The following is a 20,672-nucleotide window of genomic DNA, read 5'->3' on the forward strand; positions in this document are numbered from 1 at the left end:
GCCGCTGGGCGACTGAAGTCGCCCCTACAGGTCGCCTCCAACAGGTCGCCCTGACGCATAACGGCTTTTGCCGTTGTCTCAATGCCGCCGATCCACCACCATCGCCGCCTGGCCTTTCGAGAACCCTCCATGCCCCGCGCCTTGCCCGTGTCCCTGTTGCTGGCCCTGTTCATCACGTCTGCTTCTAACCTGGCGCTCGCCTGTGCCGAAGGCGAGACCGAGGTGTGCCTGGGCGGCTGCATCTGCGTGCCCGACCCCAATGGCGTGCTGGCGCCCTATCAGGAGCAGGCCGGCGCGGTGGCCGCGTCGGCGCTGGAGGGCTGGCTGCTGCGCTCCCGTGATTCGGCGGCGCAGCAGGGGACGTTGCCGATCCCCCCGGAAATCCGCCAGCGCCTGCTGCCCTGGTATTCGGCGGAGCTGCTCGATGCGGTGCGCTACAAGGTCGGCGACAACGACGAGATGAACGCCGCGCGCACCATGCTGCAGAACCCCGACATCAAGGCCGTGACCCTGGTGGACATCATCGTCTTCCGCACTTCGGAGGCGGCCCTGCACGATGTGGCGCTCTGGGCCCATGAACTGTTCCACGTGCAGCAGTACCGGGAATGGGGCAGCGACGGTTTCGCCCGGCGCTACAGCCGCGACTTCGATGCGGTCGAGTCGCCGGCCTATGCCCGCCAACTGGAGGTGAGCCGCGCCCTGCGGCGCGGCGAATGAGGGTGATCAGCGCTCGCGCATGGCTTCCGAGCGAGCCTTGAGCACCGGTTTGAGCAGGTAGTCGAGCACGCTCTTCTCGCCGGTGATGATATCCACCGTGGCGATCATCCCCGGGATGATCAGCAGCGGGTGGTCGTCCTTGCCCAGGTGGCTTTTGTCGGTGCGCACCTGGATCAGGTAGAAGCTGTTGCCCTTGTCGTCGGTGATGGTATCGGCGCCGATCAGCTCCAGCTTGGCCTTGAGCCCGCCGTAGATGGTGTAGTCGTAGGCGCTGAACTTGACCATCGCCTTCTGTCCCGGGTGGAGGAAGGCCACGTCCTGCGGGCGGATGCGCGCCTCGATCAGCAGGTTGTCTTCCAGCGGCACCACTTCCACCATGTCGTTGCCCGGCTGCACCACGCCGCCGATGGTGTTGACCTTCAACTGCTTGATGATGCCGTTCACCGGCGATACCACGGTGGTGCGGGTGACGCGGTCATCGATGGCCTTGCCGGTGGAGGTGATCTTCTGCAGTTCGGTGCGGGCCTCGTTGAGTTCCTTGAAGGCGTCCGACTGGAACGACAGCTTGCTCTCTTCCATCTTCCGCTCGATTTCCTTCACCGCCGCCTCGGCCCGGGGGATGGCCAGGTTGGTGCCGTTCAGCTCGCCGCGCATCTCCACCGCGCTGCGGCGCAGGCGCAGGATCTCCACTTCAGAGATGGCGCCGGTGCCCACCAGCGGCTGGGACATGTTCAGTTCCTGCTGCAGCAGCCCCAGGCTGGAGGCGTACTGTTGCGACTTGGAGCGGAACTCGGCCAGCTCCTGCTGCTTCTGGCGCAGCTGTTCCTGGAGGATGTGCTGCTCACTGTCCAGGCGCTGCAGGCGCTTGCCGTAAAGCGCCATCTCGTCCTCGGCCAGTTGCGGCGAGACCTTGGCGATGTCCTCCGACACCTTGAAGGGGCGGTCCTCCGCCTCGGCGGAGAGCCGCTGCACCCGAGCCATAAGCGCCAGGCGATCAGCCTCGGTCTCGCCCTTGTTGGAGAGGAAGCGGGTGTCGTCCAGGCGCAGCAGCACGTCGCCCTTGCTTACCACCTGGCCTTCGCGGACGAAGATCTCGGAGACGATGCCGCCCTCCAGGTTCTGGATCACCTGGATCTTGCTGGAGGGGATGGCCTTGCCTTCACCGGTGGTGACTTCCTCCAGCACGGCGAACTTGGCCCAGACCAGGGCGACGATAAGCAGCGTGCAGGCAACCCACACGGTGACGCGCGTGCCGGTGGGGGAGTCCTCCAGCGCTGCGCCGTCCACCTCGGGCATGAACTCGGTATCGGGCTTGCTGCCCATGCCACCGAAGTAGTCGCGGATCGATCGGGTGTTTTCCATGATCTGCTCCTAGACGGCCGCCGGGCCGACGCGGCCCTTGCGCAAGGCTTCGATCACCGCGTCCTTCGGGCCGTCGGCGACGATGTGGCCGCCATCGAGCACCACCAGGCGATCCACCAGGCTGAGCATGGAGGCGCGGTGGGTGATGAGCAGCACGGTCTTGCCCTGGGCCCAGCCGTGCAGGCGGTTGCGCAGGATGTCCTCACTGGTGTTGTCCATCGCACTGGTGGGTTCGTCCAGCAGGAGGATGGGCGGGTCGAGCAGCAGGGCGCGGGCCAGCAGCACCGCCTGGCGCTGGCCGCCGGAGAGCAGCTGGCCGCGCTCACCCACCGGGCGGTCGAAGCCCTGCGGGTGCTGGCGGGCCAGCTCGGTGACGCCGGTCAGTTCGGCCACCTCCAGCATCCGTGCGTCGTTCACGTAGCGCGCGCCCAGGGTGAGGTTGTCGCGCAGGCTGCCGGCGATCAGCGGCATGTCGTGGGTGACGAAGCCGATCTGGTGGCGCAGGTCGGCGACGTCCAACTGGCGCAGGTCGATGCCGTCCAGCAGCAGTTGGCCTTCGTCGGGGCTGTAGAAGTTCATCACCAGGCGCGCGAGGGTGCTCTTGCCCGAGCCGCTTCGGCCGATGATGCCGACCCGTTCGCCGGCATTCAGGCGCAGGCTGACGTTGGCCAGTGCGGGGGCGGCCTGGTCGGGGTAGCGGAAGCTCACGCCGCGCACATCGATGGCGCCCTTGATGTGGGTGCGCTCCAGTGGCTGCTGCTTGTTCTCCCGTTCCTGTGGCAGGCCCATGAGCGAGTCGGTGCTCTTCATGGTCAGTTGCGCCTGCTGGTAGCGGGTGATCAGCCCGGCGATCTGCCCGAGCGGCGCCAGCACACGGCTGTTGAGCATGTAGCTGGCCACCAGGGCGCCGACGCTGAGGTTGCCGGCGATGATGCTGTAGACCCCGGCGATGATCATCGCCAGGCCGGCGAATTGTTGCAGGAACATGGTGCCGTTGGTCACCAGCGCGGAAAGGAAGCGCGCGTGGCTGTCGAGGCGGGTGAGGGCGCCGTGGGTGCGTTCCCAGCGGTGCTGGCGCTCGCTCTCGGCGCTGCAGGCCTTGAGCGTCTCGAGGCCCGAGAGGGTCTCGATCAGCAGGGCCTGGCGTTCCGCCCCCAGGGCCAGGCTGCGCTGCACGGTGTCGCGCAGGCGGGTCTGGATGATCCAGGCGAAGATCGCGGTGAGGGGGAAGGCAAGGATGGGGATCACAACCAGCCAGCCGCCGAGCAGGCCGATCACCAGCAGCATGAGGATGGAGAAGGGCAGGTCGATCAGGCTGGTCAGGGTCACCGCGGTGAGGAATTCCCGCAGGCCCTGGAAGTCGTGGATGCTCTGGGCGAAGCCGCCGATGGTGGTCGGCCGCGCCTTCATCGACATGCCGGTGATGCGTTCGAACAGCGTGGCCGAGAGCACCACGTCGGTCTTCTTCCCGGCGGTGTCCAGCAGGTGCGCGCGCAGCACGCGCAGCAGCAGGTCGAAACCAGTGCCGATGAGCAGGCCGATGGTCAGCACCCAGAGGGTCGAGGTGGCCTGGTTGGGCACCACGCGATCGTAGGTCTGCATCACGAACAAAGGCACCAGCATGCCCAGCAGGTTGATCAGCAGGCTGGCCAGCACCGCATCGGTATAGAGCCAGCGCGACAGCCGCAAGGTGTCGCGGAACCAGGACTTGACCCGTGGCACGAGCGGCGCGCGGGTTTCCTCCAGTTCATGGCGGGGGCGGGCGAACAGGGCTTCGCCGCTGTAGGCAGCGTCCAGAAGATCCCGGTCGATCCATTGCTGGCCGCCGTCGGATTCGCAGGGCAGGATCAGCGCGCGGCCGTCCTTGCCCCATTGGTGGAGCACCGCGCTGCGGCCATCCTTCAACAGCAGCAGCACCGGCAGGTTGAGCGGAGAGATAGCCCCCAGGTCACGGCGCAGCAGCCGCCCCTGCATGCCGACCCGTGCAGCTGCACGGGCCAGCAGGTCGGGTGTCAGCCGCTGGTTCGCCAGCGGCAGGCCGGCGGTGAGGCTGCCCCGGCTGGCGGGGCAGTCGTGCAGCCTGCAGAGGATCAGCAGGCCGTCCAGCAGCGGGTCGTCGTGACTCTGCCGGGGGTCGACGGCGGCACCCGCCCTTTCCATGGTGGTCATCTACTGCTACTCCGGAACCTCGATCACTTCATTTCCGGCAGACGGGCTTCGCTCTTCACTTCAGAAGCGGCGATGGCCTCAGCCGGGACTACGACGTTCTGCCGGCGCAGCAGATCGCCCATGGCGGAGATCACGCGGAACATGGCGAACTCTTCGGTGTAGCGCACCTCGACATAGCGCCGGTTGGCGGTGAAGAGTTCGTTGTCACTGTCCAGAAGGTCGAGCAGGGTGCGCTGTCCGAGGCCGAACTGTTGCTGGTAAGCCTCGCGCACGCGCTGGGTGTAGTCGGCGTAGTCACGCGCCTTGGGGGTCTGCAGGCGGGCGTTTTCCATGGCGTTCCAGGCCAGCGCAAGGTTCTCGTTGAGCACGCGCAGGGCGTTGTTGCGGATGTCCATCGACTGGTTGATCGAGTGCGCGGCCGCCTGCAGGCGGGCCTTGTCACGCATGCCGTTGAACAGGTTGTAGTTCATCACCACGGCGGCCCGCCAGGTGTTGTAGTGGCCTTCATCACCTTGCACGTTGTCATCGGCGGTGGTCGCCAGCTCGGCGTCGAAGCGCGGGTAGAACGGCGACTTGGCCGACTCGTACTGCTTCTCTGCCGCCTGCACGTCGGCCTGGGCCGATTTCAGGAAGGGGTTGTTGTCCATCATGGTCTGGCGGGCGGCGAGCAGGTCCGCCGGCATTTCGCCGCGAATGGTCGCGGGCGCTTCCAGCTCGTCGGCGGGACGGCCGACGGCACTGAGGAAGTTGGCTTCGGCGTCGGCCAGGTTCACTTCCTCGGTGTAGAGGTTGTTCTCGGCCAGGGCCAGGCGCGCAGCGGACTGGTCGGAGTCGGCCATGCTGCCGACGCCGCGCTGGCTGCGCAGGTTGATCTGGTCGCCCACGCGCTGGTGCGACTGCAGGTTGTTGCGGGCCAGGGCCACCATCTCGCGACGCTTGAGCACTTCGAGGTACACCTCGACGGTGCGCAGCGCCAGGCTTTCCGAGGTGCCCAGGGTGTAGTAGGCGCGGGAGTTGACCACCGCTTCGGTACGGCCCACCTCGTTGGGGGTGTTGAAGCCGTCGAAGAGCATCTGCCGCAGGCGCAGCTCGGCGTTGCGGTAGTTCAGTGTCTCGGTGTTGTGATCGCCCAGCGCGCGCGTGCTCGGGCTGTCGGTGTTTTCACGGCCCACACCGGCTATCAGGTCGACGGTCGGTAGATAGCCGCCCTTGGCGATTTTCTTCTCTTCGTCGGCGACGAGCCGAGCATTGGACGCAGCACGGATTTCCGGGTGGTTATCGAGAGTGCTCTGGATAGCCTCGGTGAGGTTCATGGCCTGGACCTGAGCGCTGGCGAGTGCCAACAGCATGCTGCTCCAGAGGGGGTCATTGCTCGCATGAGGGGGTGTCTCCTTGTTCGATGCTCTTTTACGGATCGCCATTTTTTTGGCGAAATCGCCTGTTCAACCGTTTCAGGCTTGTAACATCAGAGCTAAGAACATCTTTTGGAGAAGCTAAGAAATTTTTCTCACATGATTTATGCCGAAAAAATCTTATGCACTCCTCACAATCGGGCACATCTTCTTTTCCTGTCAGCCGCGATTAATCAGGCCTTCAGGCCATTCAGCGCGAGCGGCTAGGGCGGTCAAACAAGGTTCAGAGCCCAAGGGGCGGGGATGTTCTGATGGAGTAGTACGACACGGAGAATGAGTGACGATTTTTTGTCGCGAATTTTTTGACCTGATTAATGTCGTTCCATTCCGCTTCAGTTTTTCCTTCTTCCAAACCTCCGGTGCAGGCCTGTCTTGACCCTTTTTGCGATAGGTGTCGGCGGTGGTCGGCAGTTGTGGTGGAGGAAGGATTCATGGCTACGGTAATCGGTGTCGTCAGTCGGGTTGTAGGCGAGGTGTTCGCGGTAGCAAGCGATGGAACGCGTCGGCCCCTGGTTGAAGGCGACAGGCTTTTTGCCGGCGAGCAACTGCTCACCGGTTCCGAAGGTGCAGTCTCGGTGGCCCTGGCCAACGGCGGCGAACTGACACTGGGTCGCGAAAGCAGTCTCAACCTGACCACCCAGTTGCTGGCCACCAGCAACGGCGACACGCCGGTCGTCGACCCCACTGCCGACGCCCAGCAACAGCAACCGCCGAGCCAGCAGGACCTGACCGACGTCCAGCAACTGCAGGCCGCGATCGAGGCCGGCGCGGACCCGACCCAGACCGGTGAGGCCACGGCTGCTGGCCCTGGCGCTGGCGGTGCCGGCGGGGCAGGCGGCGCGGGTGGCGGCCACTCCTTCGTGCTGCTCTCGGAAACCGGCGGAGCGCTGGACCCGACCATCGGCTTCCCCACCGGTCCGATCACGGCCGGCCCGCTGTTCCCTGAAGCTGAAATCCTCGCGCCCGTCGACTTCAGCCCCGAGCTGACCGTGGTCTTCCTGGACCGAGAAGGCAGTGTGGTCACCGGCCCCGGCGTGGTGGACGAAGAAGCGCTGGACGGCGGCGAAAGCGGTGGCGGCCAGCCGGGCAGCAACCCCGGCAGCGACGCCGAGACCACCTCGGGCACCCTGATCATCAATTCCCCCGACGGCATCGGCCGCATCGAGGTGCTGGACGCGAGCGGCAACTGGATCAACGTCGCTGGCGGCGGCACCGTTCAGGGCACCTATGGGGTGCTGGTGTTCGACGCCGCAGGCAACTGGACCTACACCCTTACCGACAACAGCCTCGACCATAGCGACCCCAATGCCACCGGGGCCGACGACCAACTGTTCGATAACTTCAGCGTGCGCGTCTTCGACCTCGACGGCGATGTGTCGCCCACCGTGCCGCTGACCATCGCCATCAACGACGACGGCCCCAGCGCCGGTCTGGATTTCTCGCGCGAAGGCGGCGAAGTGGTCATCGACGAGAGCGCCGGCCTGCAGCCGGGCAGCAATGACGTCAGCGGCCCGCTGGCCGTGTTCGATGGCGTTGCCAATCCCTCGTCCGACATGCGCGCCTATGCCCAGGGCACCGCTCCTGCGGTCGTGGCGACCTATGAATTCGGCGCCGACGAAGGCGGCGCCACCGCCGTCTATTCCCTGGCGCTGAGCGAAGGCGAGGGCGGTGATGGCGAAGGCGAGCAGGGCCCGCAGGCACAAGCGGTCGGCCTCACCACCACCGCAGGCAGCCCCATCACCCTGAGCGTCGAGAATGGCCTGGTGGTGGGTCGCGATGCCGACGGCAACGCCGCGTTCGCCATTGCCATCGACCCGGACACCGGCGTCATCAGCGTCGCCCAGTACCAGTCCCTGCATCACCCCGACGGCAGCGATGCCAACGACAGCATCGACCTCAGCGGCCTGATCCGCGCGGTGCTGACCGTCACCGACGGCGACGGCGACAAGGCCGTTGCCAGTGCCGACATCGGCCAACTGATCCGCTTCGTCGACGACGGCCCGACCGCCAGCATCCAGGCCAACGAAGGCGTGCGGGTCAGCCATGACGAGAGCGCCGGCCTGCAGAACGGCACCGCCACGCCCACCCCGGGCGGGGATGCCAATGACAACGACACCAGTTCCGCGTCGGTGGTGAGCCTGTTCGCGGGCGTCGCCAACACCGGCACCGATCTTTCCAGCACCGGCTACGCCTCCAGCGACGGCGCGGTGGTGGATATCTCCGGCAGCAGCACGGGCGAGGACAACGAAGGCGCCACCACCGTGCTCAGCCTGTCGATCGTCGACGGTGACGGCAGCGATTCCGGCCTCACCACCACCGATGGCCATTCCATCGTGCTCAGCCTCGAGGGCGGGCTGGTGGTCGGTCGTATCGTCGGCGGCAGCCTCGACGGCCAGGCGGCATTCGCCGTGGCCATCGGCCAGGATGGCAGCGTCAGCGTGGCCCAGTACGTTTCGCTCAATCACCCCGACACCGGTAGCGCCGATGACGCCGTGACCCTGGCCGGCAAGGTCCGCGCCGTGGTCACCGTGACCGATGGCGACGGCGACGTGGACACCGCCCAGGTGGGCATCGGCGGTGCCATCCGCTTCGAGGACGACGGCCCCACCGCCGTCATCGAACGACTCGAAGGCGTGCGCGTCACCCACGACGAGAGCGCCGGCCTGCAGAACGGCACCGAGACCCCGACGCCCCAGGGCGACGCACTCGATGACGACACCAGCAACCCGGATGTGATCGCCCTGTTCGCCGGCGTGGCCAACGTCGGCACCGATCTTTCGGGCTACGCCACCAGCGCCGGCCCCGTGGTCAGCACCGCCGGCACCCGCACCGGCGAGGACGACGAAGGCGCCACCACGGTGCTGAGCCTGGCGATCAACGGCGGCGACGGCACCGATTCGGGCCTCACCACCACCGATGGCCAGAGCATCCGCCTCTATATGGAGAACGGCCTGATCGTCGGCCGCGTGGACGGCGGCGACCAGGGCCCCGGCGCGGCGGTGTTCGCCGTGGCCATCGGCCAGGACGGCAGCATCAGCGTTGCCCAGTACATGTCGCTGAACCACCCCGATACCGGCAGCCGCGATGAGGGCGTCGACCTCGGCGGCCTGGTCCGCGCCGTGGTCACCGTCACCGACGGGGACGGCGATGTCGACGTCGCCACGGTCAACATCGGCGGTGCCATCCGCTTCGAGGACGACGCCCCCACCGCCAGCATCCAGGTGGTCGAAGGCGCTCGCGTCACCCACGACGAGACCCCCGGCCTGCAGAACGGCACCGCCACCCCGACCCCGGGCAACGACGCCAACGACAACGACACCAACAGCCCGAGCGTCATCGCGCTGTTCAGCAGCGTGGCCAATGCCGGCACCGCGCTGGCGGCCGGCTACGCCACCAGCAACGGGCCGGTGGTCGATGCCTCCGGCAGTACCACCGGCGAGGACCAGGAGGGCGCGACCACCGTGCTCAGCCTGGAAGTGCAGGACGCCGACTCGGGGCTCACCACCCTGGACGGCTCGTCCATCGTGCTCAGCGTGGAGAACGGCCTGGTGGTCGGCCGCGTGGATGGCGGCACCTACAACGGCCAGGCGGCCTTCGCCGTGGCCATCGGCCAGGACGGCAGCATCAGCATCGCCCAGTACATCCCGCTGCAGCACCCGGATACCGCCAACCATGACGAGGCGCTGAACCTCTCCGGCAAGATCCGCGCGGTGGTCACCGTCACCGACGGGGATGGCGACGTGTCGGTGGATTCCGTCGGCATCGGCGGCGTGGTGCGCTTCGAGGACGACGGCCCCAGCGCCACCCAGGTGACCGCCACCAGTACCCTGGACGACGAGGGCCTGTCCGGCGGCATCAATGGTGGGCCTGGCGATGTCTCCGGCGCCCACACCAGCACCAGCGGCAGCCTCGGCTACGACGCCGGTGCCGATGGCCTGAAATCCATCGAGCTCACCGGGCCCAGCACCCTGGGCAGCGAGAGCGTCACCTCGACCTGGGACGCCTCGACCAACACCCTGACCATCAGCAGCGCCCGTGGCGACCTGATGACCGTGGTGCTGACCGACCTGGCCAGTGGCGCCTACACCGTCAACCTGCTCAAGCCGCTGATGCACACCGTCGACGGCACCGAGGACAACATCACCCTCAACGTCGGCTACAAGGTCACCGATGGCGATGGCGACACCGCCGACGGCTCCCTGGCGGTCACCATCAACGACGACACCCCGACCCTGCAGGTCGGCGCCCTGGACCTGAACTCCTCGGTGACCTTCGTCGGCACCGACGCCGGCTACAGCAACAGCTACGGCTACTACATCAAGGGCGACGACGGCACCCCGGTCAGCGGCAAGGTGATCTGGGCCAACGTCCACGACCAGAGCAACGGCGACACCTTCGACCTGGGCAACCTGGACCCGGCCAGCACCGGCTTCTTCATCATCCCCAACGGCGGTGCCAACGGCGGCCTGGCCAACGGTGCCGACATCACCTTCCAGCTGGTGGGCGGCAAGTGGCAGGCCTTCGTCGGCAGCACCCCGCTGACCGGCGCCGACGGTGCCAACGTGCTGTTCAGCGACGCCTCGCTGAACCCCGGCGGCTCGCACCTGCAGGACACCGGCAACGCCGGCAACCAGAACTGGGAAGACAAGACCGCCACCTCCGACTACGACTACAACGACGTCAGCACCAGCGTCACCTGGGGCTCGACCCTGCAACTGCAGGTGGACGAGACCAACCTCGGGCAGGGCGCCAGCGCCACCGCCGACTTCAGCGGCCTGTTCAACGTGCAGCCCGGTGCCGACGGCCTGGGCAGCCTGGACTACGGCCTGGAAGTCACCAACCCGGCCTCCGGGCTGGTGGACACCGAGACCGGCGATGACGTGGTGCTGTTCCTGGAGAACGGCCAGGTCGTGGGCCGCGTCGGTGACGCCAGCGGCGAGGTCGTCTTCACCCTGACCGTGGGCGCGGACGGCAAGGTCACCCTCGAACAGCTGCGTGCCATCGAACACCCGACGTCCGATCCGGACGAAGCGGCCTTCCTCGGCTCCGGCCACGTCAAGCTCAACCTGACGGTGACCGACGGCGACGGCGATAGCGTCAGCGGTGGCCTGGACATCGGCAAGGTCATCAGCTTCCGCGACGATGCCCCGAGCATCAGCGCCGGCGAGATCGCCAGCGCCGCGCTGGAGGTGGACGAGACCAACCTGCTGGTGGACAAGACCCTCGACTACAGCACGGCCTTCACCCACAGCTATGGCGCGGATGGCGCCGGCAGCATCAGCTACGCGCTGGCCATAAGCGCCGCGGGGGCCGACAGCGGCCTGAAGGACACCGCCAGCGGCCAGAGCATCAAGCTGTACCTGGAAGGTGGCGAGGTGGTCGGCCGCGTGGGCGACCAGAGCGGGGCGATCTCCTTCAAGGTCACGGTGGACGCCGACGGCAAGGTCACCCTCGACCAGAAACTGGCCATCGTGCACTCGCCCGACTCCGGGCCTGACCAGGCCACCGGCCTCTCCGCCGCCGACCTGGTGAAACTGGTGGCGACCATCACCGACAAGGACGGTGACTCCAGCAGCGCCAGCCTCAACCTGGGCAACGCCATCAGCTTCCGTGACGACGCCCCGAACATCGACCCCGGCCAGGCCGCCAATGGCAGCCTGGAGGTGGACGAAAGCTTCCTGGCGACCGACGTCACCCGTGACTTCAGCGGCGCGTTCACCCACAGCTTCGGCAGTGACGGCGCGGGCACCATCACCTACGCGCTGGCCATCAGCGCCGAGGGTGCCGACAGCGGCCTGAAGGACACCGCCAGTGGCCAGAGCATCAAGCTGTACCTGGAAGGGGGCGAAGTGGTCGGCCGTGTCGGCGACCAGAGCGGGGCGATCTCCTTCAAGGTCACGGTGGATGCCGACGGCAAGGTCACCCTCGACCAGAAACTGGCCATCGTGCACTCGCCCGATTCCGGGCCTGACCAGGCCACGGGGCTCTCCGCCGCCGACCTGGTGAAACTGGTCGCGACCATCACCGACCGCGACGGCGACCCGGACAGCGCCACCCTCAACCTGGGCAACGCCATCAGCTTCAAGGATGACGCCCCCAGCATCCGCGCCACGGCCATTCCCGCGGACAGCCTGCAGGTGGATGAAACCAACCTGCTCGGCAACGCCACCACCGACTTCAGTGGCGCGTTCATCAAGGCCTATGGTGCCGATGGCGCCGGCAGCACCACCTATGCCCTGGACGTGAAGTCCCCGGGTGTCGACAGCGGCCTGAAGGACACCGCCACCGGCAGCGACATCAAGCTGTACCTGGAGAACGGCGAAGTGGTCGGCCGCGTGGGCGACCAGAATGGCGCGATCTCCTTCAAGCTCGCCGTGGACGCCGACGGCAAGGTCTCCCTCGACCAGGTGCGTGCCATCGTCCATTCGCCGAACACCGGCCCGGACCAGGAAAGCAGCCTGGGTGCGGCCGACCTGGTGAAACTGGTGGCGACCATCACCGACAAGGACGGTGATGCCAGCAGCGCCACCCTCAATCTGGGCAACGCCATCAGCTTCAAGGACGACGCCCCGACCATCAGTGCCGGCCAGGCCCAGGTGGGCAGCCTGCAGGTGGACGAGACCAACCTCGCGCTCAACGCCACCACCAACTACAGCGGCGCCTTCACCGGCAACTACGGCGCCGATGGCGCCGGCAGCATCGGCTACAGCCTGGAGGTCAAGTCCCAGGGCGCCGACAGCGGCCTGAAGGACACCGCCAGCGGCAGCGACATCAAGCTCTACCTGGAAGGGGGCGAAGTGGTGGGCCGTGTCGGCACCTCCACCGGTGCCATCGCTTTCAAGGTCACGGTGGATGCTTCCGGCAACGTCACCCTCGACCAGGTGCGTGCCATCGTGCACTCGCCCGACACCGGGCCCGACCAGGCCACGGGCCTGTCCGCCGCGGACCTGGTGAAACTGGTGGCGACCATCACCGACAAGGACGGCGATGCCAGCAGTGCCAGCCTCAACCTGGGTAATGCCATCAGCTTCAGGGACGATGCGCCGACCATCAGCGCCGGCCAGGTCGAATCCGGCAGCCTGCAGGTGGATGAAACCACCCTCGCCACCGATGCCACCCGCGACTTCAGCGGAGCCTTCACCGGCAGCTACGGCAACGATGGCGCCGGCACCACCACCTATGCGCTGGAGGTCAAGGCCGCAGGTGCCGACAGTGGCCTGAAGGACTCCGCCACCGGCAGCGACATCAAGCTGTACCTGGAGGGCAACGCCGTGGTCGGCCGGGTCGGCGACCAGAGCGGCGCGATCTCCTTCAAGGTCACGGTGGATGCCGACGGCAAGGTCACCCTGGACCAGAAACTGGCCGTCCTGCACAACCCCAATAGCGGGCCGGACCAGGCCACCGGCCTGTCCGCGGCCGATCTGGTGAGACTGACGGCAACCATCACCGACAAGGACGGCGACTCCAGCAATGCCAGCCTGAACCTGGGCAACGCCATCAGCTTCCGCGACGACGCGCCCACCGCCGGCAACACCACTGCCACCGCCGTGCTCGACGACGAGGGCCTGTCCGGTGGCATCAACGGTGGTCCCGGCGATGCGGCCGGGGCCAGCACCAGCACCAGCGGCACGCTGAACTACAACGCCGGCAACGACGGTCTGAAGTCCATCGAACTGACCGGGCCCGCCAGCCTGGGCAGCGAGAGCGTGACTTCGACCTGGAACGCTTCGACCAACACCCTGACCATCAGCAGCGCCCGTGGCGACCTGATGACCGTGGTGCTGACCGACCTGGCCAGCGGCGCCTACACCGTCAATCTGCTCAAGCCGCTGATGCACCCGACCGCCGGCACCGAGGACAACATCACCCTCAACGTCGGCTACAAGGTGACCGACAAGGATGATGACTCGGCTACCGGCAGCCTGGCCGTGACCATCAACGACGACACCCCGACCATCCAGGTCGGCGCCCTGGACCTGAACTCCTCGGTGACCTTCGTCGGTACCTCGGCCGGCTACAGCAACAGCTATGGCTACTACATCAAGGGCGACGACGGAACCCCGGTCAGCGGCAAGGTGATCTGGGCCAACGTGCACAACCAGAGCGCCGGCGACAGCGCCGACATCAGTAGCCTGGATCCGGCACACACCGGCTTCTTCATCATCCCCGACGGTGGCGCCAACGGCGGCCTGGCCAACGGTGCTGACATCACCTTCCAGCTGGTGGGCGGCAAATGGCAGGCCTTCGTCGGCAGCACCCCGCTGACCGGCGCCGACGGTGCCAACGTGCTGTTCAGCGACGCCTCGCTGAACCCCGGCGGCTCGCACCTGCAGGACACCGGCAGCGCCGGCAACCAGAACTGGGAGGACAAGACCGCTACTTCCGACTACGACTACAACGATGTCAGCACCACCGTCACCTGGGGGGCCACCCAGCAACTGCAGGTGGACGAGTCGAACCTGATGCAGAACGCCACCGCCGACTTCAGTGGCCTGTTCAACGTCCAGCCGGGTGCCGACGGGCTGCAGAGCCTGGATTACAAGCTGACCGTGCAGAACGCCAATTCCGGCCTGGTGGATACCGCCAGCGGGCAGAACGTAGTGCTCAGCGTCAACGGCGCGGGCGTGGTCGAGGGCCGTACCGCCACCGGCGGCGACCTGGTGTTCACCCTCACCGTTGGTGCGGACGGCAAGGTCACCCTTGACCAGATCCGTGCGATCGTCCACCCGACTTCCGATGCGGACGAGGCCAAGTTCCTCGGCTCGGGGCACATCAGCCTGAGCGCCACCGTGACCGACAAGGACGGCGATACCGCCACCGGCAACCTGGACATCGGCAAGGTCATCAGCTTCAAGGACGACGGCCCGAGCGCCGGGACCAACCAGACGGTGCAATTGGACGACGACGCGCGGCCCAATGGCATTCCCGGCGGTACGGGCGATGACGCCGACTCGCAGAACGCCACCGGCACCCTCAGCCACAGCTACGGCAACGACAACGCCGGCAGCATCAGCTGGGTCAACACCGGCGCACCGGCGGGCTTCACCTACGAGACCTCTGGCAACAACCTGGTGATCAAGCAGGGCACCACCACCGTATTGACGGTGACCCTGACCAACAGCCAGACCGGCGCCTACTCGGTGGTGCAGAACGCACCGATCCATCACGCCGATGGCGACAACGAGAACAACCAGGCCTTCCAGCTCACCTACAAGGTCACCGACAAGGACGGTGACAGCGCCAACGGCACCCTGAACATCAACGTCGACGACGACACCCCGGTGGCGAAGAACGACGTGGCGACCGTGGGCGAGAGCGTGGCGCCGGACATCAACATGGTGTTCGTGCTGGACTTCAGCGGCAGTATCAGCAAGGCCGAGCTCGGGCAGATGCTCGATGCGGTGAAGGCCGCCGCCCAGGCCCTGTTCGCCGGCAACACCGGTGACGTGCAGATGCAGGTCGTGGCCTTCTCGGGGGACGCCAAGTCCTATGCGCCGGTGACCAGCTTCGCGGCGTTCGAGAGCCTGATCAATTCCCTCGACCCGAACGAGCCCGGTGGTGTGCGTCCCTATGACGGCAACACCGACTTCACCGCCGCCATCGAGAAGACCATGGATGCCTTCAGCCCGCTCCCGGGCTGGAACAACCAGGTCGTGTTCATCAGCGACGGCAATCCCAACGAGCAGACCCAGGGCGGCAATGCCCTGCTCAGCCAGACAGCCACCGACTGGCAGCAGTTCATCAACGACAACGGCATCAACGTCACCACCATCGGCATCGGTGACGGCATCGACAATGACAACCTGCAGGACGTCGACCTCGACGGCAGCGGCTCGCCCATCCTGATCGGGGACTTCTCCGACCTGGTGGACACCCTGCTCGACCAGGTCAGCACCGGCATGGTCTCCGGCAACGTACTCAATGGCAGCGATGGCGTCGCCGGCACCGCCGACGACGACGGCTTCGGCGCCGACGGCAAGGGCGGCATCAAGTCCCTGACCGTCGATGGCGACGTCTATACCTGGAACGGCAGCAATGCCACCGCCCAGGTCAACATCACCACCGACCTGGGCGGCAAGCTGGCCTTCAACTTCTCTACCGGCGCCTGGAGCTACACCGCGCCGAGCGGGTTGACCGGCAACGCCGCCGAGCACATCGGCTACACCATCGTCGACTCCGACGGCGACCCGTCCGACGCCACGCTGACCATCAACATCACGGCGGCTGACGATGCCCCGGTGGCGGTCAACGATACCTTCAGCACCAACGAAGACACCTCGGTGACCATCACCAGCGCCGGGCTCTTCGGCGCCGATGGCACCGGCCCGCTGAATGACCATGACGCGGACTCCGGCGCCTTCACCACCATCAAGGTGACCCAGCTGGCGAGCAACGGCGTGCTGCAGCTCAATGGCACCGCCGTGACCCTGAACCAGGTGATCAGCCTGGCCGACATCGACGCCGGCAAGCTGGTGTTCGTGCCCGATGGCAACGAGAACGGCGCGCCCTACGCGACCTTCAAGTACCAGGTCAGCGACGGCACCACCTACAGCAACGTGGCCACCGTGACCATCAACGTCGCTGCGGTGAACGATGCGCCGGTTGCGGTCGACGACACCTTCAGCACCAACGAGGACACTGCGGTCACCATCACCGCCACCGGCCTGTTCGGCAGTGATGGCACCGGCCCGAACAACGACAGCGATGTCGATTCGAGCAGCTTCGCCAACATCAGGATCACCCAACTGGCCACCGATGGCGTGCTCAAGCTCAATGGCGTCGCCGTGACCCTCAATCAGGTGATCAGCGCGGCGGACATCGCCGCCAACAAACTGACCTTCGTGCCGGACGGCAACGAGAACGGCTCGCCCTACGCGACCTTCCAGTACCAGGTCAGCGACGGCAGCCTGTACAGCAACACCGCCACCGTCACCATCAACGTCGCTGCAGTGAACGATGCGCCGGTAGCGGTCAACGACACCTTCAGCACCACCGAGGACACTGCGGTGACCATCACCGCCGCCGGCCTGTTCGGCGCGGACGGCACCGGTCCGGACAACGACAGCGACGTGGACTCCAGCAGCTTCGCCAACATCAAGGTGACCCAGCTGGCGAGCAACGGCGTGCTGCAGCTGAACGGCGTGGCGGTGACGTTGAACCAGGTGATCAGTGCGGCCGACATCAATGCCGGCAAGCTGGTGTTCGTACCGGATGGCAACGAGAACGGCTCGCCCTACGCGACCTTCCAGTACCAGGTCAGCGACGGCAGCCTGTACAGCAACACTGCCACCGTGACCATCAATGTCTCGGCGGTGAACGACGCGCCGGTGGCGGTCAACGACACCTTCAGCACCACCGAAGACAATGCCGTGACCATCACCGCCACCGGGCTGTTCGGCAACGACGGCACCGGGCCGATCAACGACAGCGATGTCGATTCGGGCGCCTTCGACAACATCAAGGTGACCCAGCTGGCCACCGACGGTGTACTCAAGCTCAACGGCGTGGCCGTGACGCTGAACCAGGTGATCAGCGTGGCGGACATCAATGCCGGCAAGCTGGTGTTCGTGCCCGATGGCAACGAGAACGGCTCGCCCTACGCGACCTTCCAGTACCAGGTCAGCGACGGCAGCCTTTATAGCAACACCGCTACGGTCACCATCAACGTCTCGGCGGTCAATGACGCTCCGCAGCTCGACCTGGACGGCAACGACAGCAGCGGCGTGGTGGGCACCGGTTACCAGACCACCTACACCGAAGGCACCCCGGCCGTGGCCATCGCCGATATCGACACCCTGGTCACCGATATCGACAACAGCACCATCGCCTCGGCCAAGGTCGTGCTGACCAACGCCCAGGCCGGTGACGTGCTGACCGCCAGCGGCCTGCCGAGCGGCATCACCGGTGTGGTGGATACCAGCGTCGCCGGCAAGATCACCGTCACCCTTACCGGCGTCGCCACCAAGGCGGCCTACGAGACGGCGATCGAGGCGGTACGCTACTCCAGCACCAGCACCAACCCGAGCACCACGCCACGCAACGTGACGGTTGTGGTGAACGACGGCGCGACGGACTCCAACACCGCCCAGACCACCATCAACGTGGTGGCCGTGGACAACGGTCCGGATGCCAAGAACGATGTCGCCAGCGTGGTCGAAGGCCATGGCAAGGACTTCAACGTGGTGTTCGTCCTCGACTTCAGCGGCAGCATCGACAACACCGAGCTCAACCAGATGCTCACCGCGGTCAAGCAGGCCGGTGCCGAGCTGTTCGACGGCACTTCGGGGCACGTGCAGCTGCAGATCGTGGCGTTCTCCTCCACCGCCGCGTCCTACGCGCCGGTCACCAGCGTCGAGGCCTTCAGTTCGCTGATCAACAGCCTCAACCCGGCTGCCGGTGGGGTCCGTCCGTTCGATGGCAACACCGACTTCACGGCCGGCATCCAGCAGACCATGAGTGCCTACACCCCGGTCCCGGGGTGGAGCAACCAGGTCGTGTTCATCAGTGACGGCAACCCCAACGAGCAGACCGGAACCGGCGGCAACTCGCTGACCGATGCCACGGCGACGGCCTGGAACAACTTCGTCGACAGCAATGGCATCAACGTCACCACGGTGGGCATCGGCGACGGCATCAACAATGCCCGCCTGCAGGATGTCGACCTCGATGGGCAGGGGTCGCCGCTCAACGTGGCCGGCTTCGGCCAATTGGTGGACGCGCTGCTCGGCCAGGTGGTCGGTGGCGACGTATCGGGCAACGTGCTCTGGGGCAGCGATGGCGTCAGTGGTACGGCGGACGATGACAGCTACGGCGTGGACGGCCCCGGCTTCATCAAGTCGATCACCATCGGCAGTGTCACCTACACCTGGAACGGCACCTCGACCATCACCCCGAGCAGCGGCTCGCCGATTTCCGGCAGCGTGCTGACCGGCATCGAGACGGCGCAGCACGGCAAGCTGACCTTCAACTTCGCCACCGGCGCCTGGAGCTACGTGGCACCCGACGGCCTCACCAGCAACCTCACCGAGCAGTTCGGCTACACCCTGGTGGACTCCGATGGCACCACCGACACCGCGACCCTCACGGTCAACGTGATCGACGCCAACAGCCCGCCTGCCGGTGCGGACGCGACCCTCAGCCTGCTTGAGGACGCCAGCCACGTGCTGAGCGCGAGCAGCTTCGGCTTCTCCGACGCCGAAGGCGACAGCCTGGCCGCCGTGAAGATCACCACGCTGCCCACCGCTGGCCAGCTCACGCTGAACGGCAGCGCGATCAGTGCGGGGACCACCGTCTCGGTGGCGGACATCAATGCCGGGAAGCTGGTCTTCACCCCGGCGGCGAACGCCAGCGGCACCGGCTACGCCAAGTTCACCTTCCAGGTCCAGGACAACGGAGGCACGGCCAACGGTGGGGTCGACCTGGACCCGAACCCGAACACCATCACCTTCGATGTCACGCCGGTGAACGATGCGCCGGTGCTGGGAGGCATGGGCGGCACGCTGAACTACACCGAGAACGCCGGCGTCAGGATCATCGACAGCAGCGTCACGCTGAGCGATGTCGATTCGCCGAACTTCAACGGTGGCTCGCTGGTGGTGGCCTTCACCGCCAACGGCACGACGGCGGACCAGCTGTCGGTGGTCAACCAGGGTACAGGTAGCGGTCAGCTCAATGTGAGCGGCAGCAACCTGCGTCTGGGCACCACCACCATCGGTACCATCGCTGGCGGCACCAATGGCAGCAGCCTGACGATCAGCTTCACCAACAACCTGGCGACCCTCGCGGTGATCCAGGCGCTGATCCAGCAGATCGCCTACGCCAACACCTCCGACAACCCGTCCACCCTGGACCGCACCCTGAGCTTTACCGTCAGGGATGGCGACGGCACCGCCAACGGCGGCGCCGACAGTGCCTCTGCCATCGCCTACGTGCACCTCAATGCGGTGAACGATGCGCCGGTCGCCAATGCCGACCACGTGGTGGCCTACAACGCCTCTGTGGTGGTGCCGGACTGGGCGCTGCTGTGGAACGACACCGATGCGGACAGCAATGTCCTCTCGCTGAACAGCGTCGGAGGTGCCAGCGGTGGCTCGGTCTCGCACAGCGGCACCGGGCTGGCGGGCACCACCAGCTTCACCGATAGCGGTTCGGTGGGCGGCTCGTTCACCTACACCACCAAGGACGAGCAGGGTGCGGTCAGCAGTGCCGGTGCAGTCGATGTAGACCGGGACAACAGCGGCACCATCGGCAGTTCGGGTGACAGCAGCGACCAGATCGTCATCGACAACAGCACCCTCGGCAACACGCTCGCCGGTGGCAGTGGCAATGACGTGCTGATCGGCGGGGCCGGCAGCGACACCCTCAATGGCGGCAACGGCAACGACCTGCTGGTAGGGGGCGCCGGTGACGACGCGCTCAACGGCGGTGGCGGGAACGACACCGCCAGCTACATCGACGCGACCTCCGGCGTGACGGTGAGCCTGGCATCCGCGGCGGCGCAGAACACCGGCGGCGCGGGCACCGACACCCTGTCGGGCATCGAGAACCTGATCGGTTCCAACTTCGGCGATGTGCTCACCGGCAACTCCGGGGATAACACGCTGAGTGGACTGGCAGGCAACGACACCCTGATCGGCAACGGTGGCAATGACATCCTCAGCGGCGGCGACGGTGCCGATACCTTCAAGTGGCTGGCGGGCGAGACGGGGACCACCCATATCACCGACTTCGCCAAGGGTTTGGATTCGCTGGACCTGTCGCAGCTGCTCTCCGGTGAGCACGCCAACCTGGGCAGCCTGAGCCAGTACCTGACCTTCAGCTTCGGGGCCAGCACCACCATCACGGTGGACTCCAATGGCACCGGTGCCGGGGCGGCGGGCCCGACCATCGTGCTCGACGGCATCAACCTGCAGACCTCCTACGGGGTGGCGGATGCCGGCGGTGTGATCTCCAGCATGCTGGGCGATGGCACGTTGAAGGTTGACGTCTAAGCTCTTTGAACGAGGCGGCCCG

5 protein-coding genes are annotated in these 20,672 nt (G+C 66.4%); 2 read left to right on the forward strand and 3 right to left on the reverse strand.

Annotation, left to right across the window (positions count from 1 at the left end):
* Positions 1 to 129: 129 nt before the first annotated feature.
* Complete coding sequence (locus tag PHLH3_RS07610; protein ID WP_213628772.1) at positions 130 to 717, forward strand: DUF4157 domain-containing protein; 588 nt, start codon at positions 130 to 132, stop codon at positions 715 to 717.
* 6 nt (positions 718 to 723) lie between these two features.
* Here the strand turns inward: PHLH3_RS07610 and PHLH3_RS07615 are convergent, their stop codons facing one another.
* The 3 genes from PHLH3_RS07615 to PHLH3_RS07625 are packed head-to-tail and all read right to left on the reverse strand — an operon-like array spanning position 724 to position 5,597.
* Positions 724 to 2,079: an HlyD family type I secretion periplasmic adaptor subunit gene (locus tag PHLH3_RS07615; RefSeq protein WP_213628773.1), complete on the reverse strand. Its 1,356-nt coding sequence runs from the start codon at positions 2,077 to 2,079 to the stop codon at positions 724 to 726.
* Positions 2,080 to 2,088: 9 nt separating this feature from the next.
* Positions 2,089 to 4,248: a type I secretion system permease/ATPase gene (locus PHLH3_RS07620; protein WP_213628774.1), complete on the reverse strand. Its 2,160-nt coding sequence runs from the start codon at positions 4,246 to 4,248 to the stop codon at positions 2,089 to 2,091.
* 23 nt (positions 4,249 to 4,271) lie between these two features.
* Positions 4,272 to 5,597: a TolC family outer membrane protein gene (locus PHLH3_RS07625; protein ID WP_244862997.1), complete on the reverse strand. Its 1,326-nt coding sequence runs from the start codon at positions 5,595 to 5,597 to the stop codon at positions 4,272 to 4,274.
* Positions 5,598 to 6,091: 494 nt separating this feature from the next.
* Here PHLH3_RS07625 and PHLH3_RS07630 point away from each other — a divergent pair, with 494 nt between their 5' ends.
* Complete coding sequence (locus tag PHLH3_RS07630; RefSeq protein ID WP_213628775.1) at positions 6,092 to 20,650, forward strand: retention module-containing protein; 14,559 nt, start codon at positions 6,092 to 6,094, stop codon at positions 20,648 to 20,650.
* Positions 20,651 to 20,672 lie beyond the last annotated feature (22 nt).

The sequence above is a fragment of the Pseudomonas sp. Pc102 genome (genome assembly GCF_018408275.1).
Taxonomy (GTDB): domain Bacteria; phylum Pseudomonadota; class Gammaproteobacteria; order Pseudomonadales; family Pseudomonadaceae; genus Metapseudomonas; species Metapseudomonas tohonis.

Coding starts and splice junctions, on each gene's coding strand:
- PHLH3_RS07610 (WP_213628772.1), top strand. CDS start 130: ATGCCCCGCGCCTTGCCCGTGTCCCTGTTGCTGGCCCTGTTCATCACG.
- PHLH3_RS07615 (WP_213628773.1), bottom strand. CDS start 2,079: ATGGAAAACACCCGATCGATCCGCGACTACTTCGGTGGCATGGGCAGC.
- PHLH3_RS07620 (WP_213628774.1), bottom strand. CDS start 4,248: ATGACCACCATGGAAAGGGCGGGTGCCGCCGTCGACCCCCGGCAGAGT.
- PHLH3_RS07625 (WP_244862997.1), bottom strand. CDS start 5,597: ATGCTGTTGGCACTCGCCAGCGCTCAGGTCCAGGCCATGAACCTCACC.
- PHLH3_RS07630 (WP_213628775.1), top strand. CDS start 6,092: ATGGCTACGGTAATCGGTGTCGTCAGTCGGGTTGTAGGCGAGGTGTTC.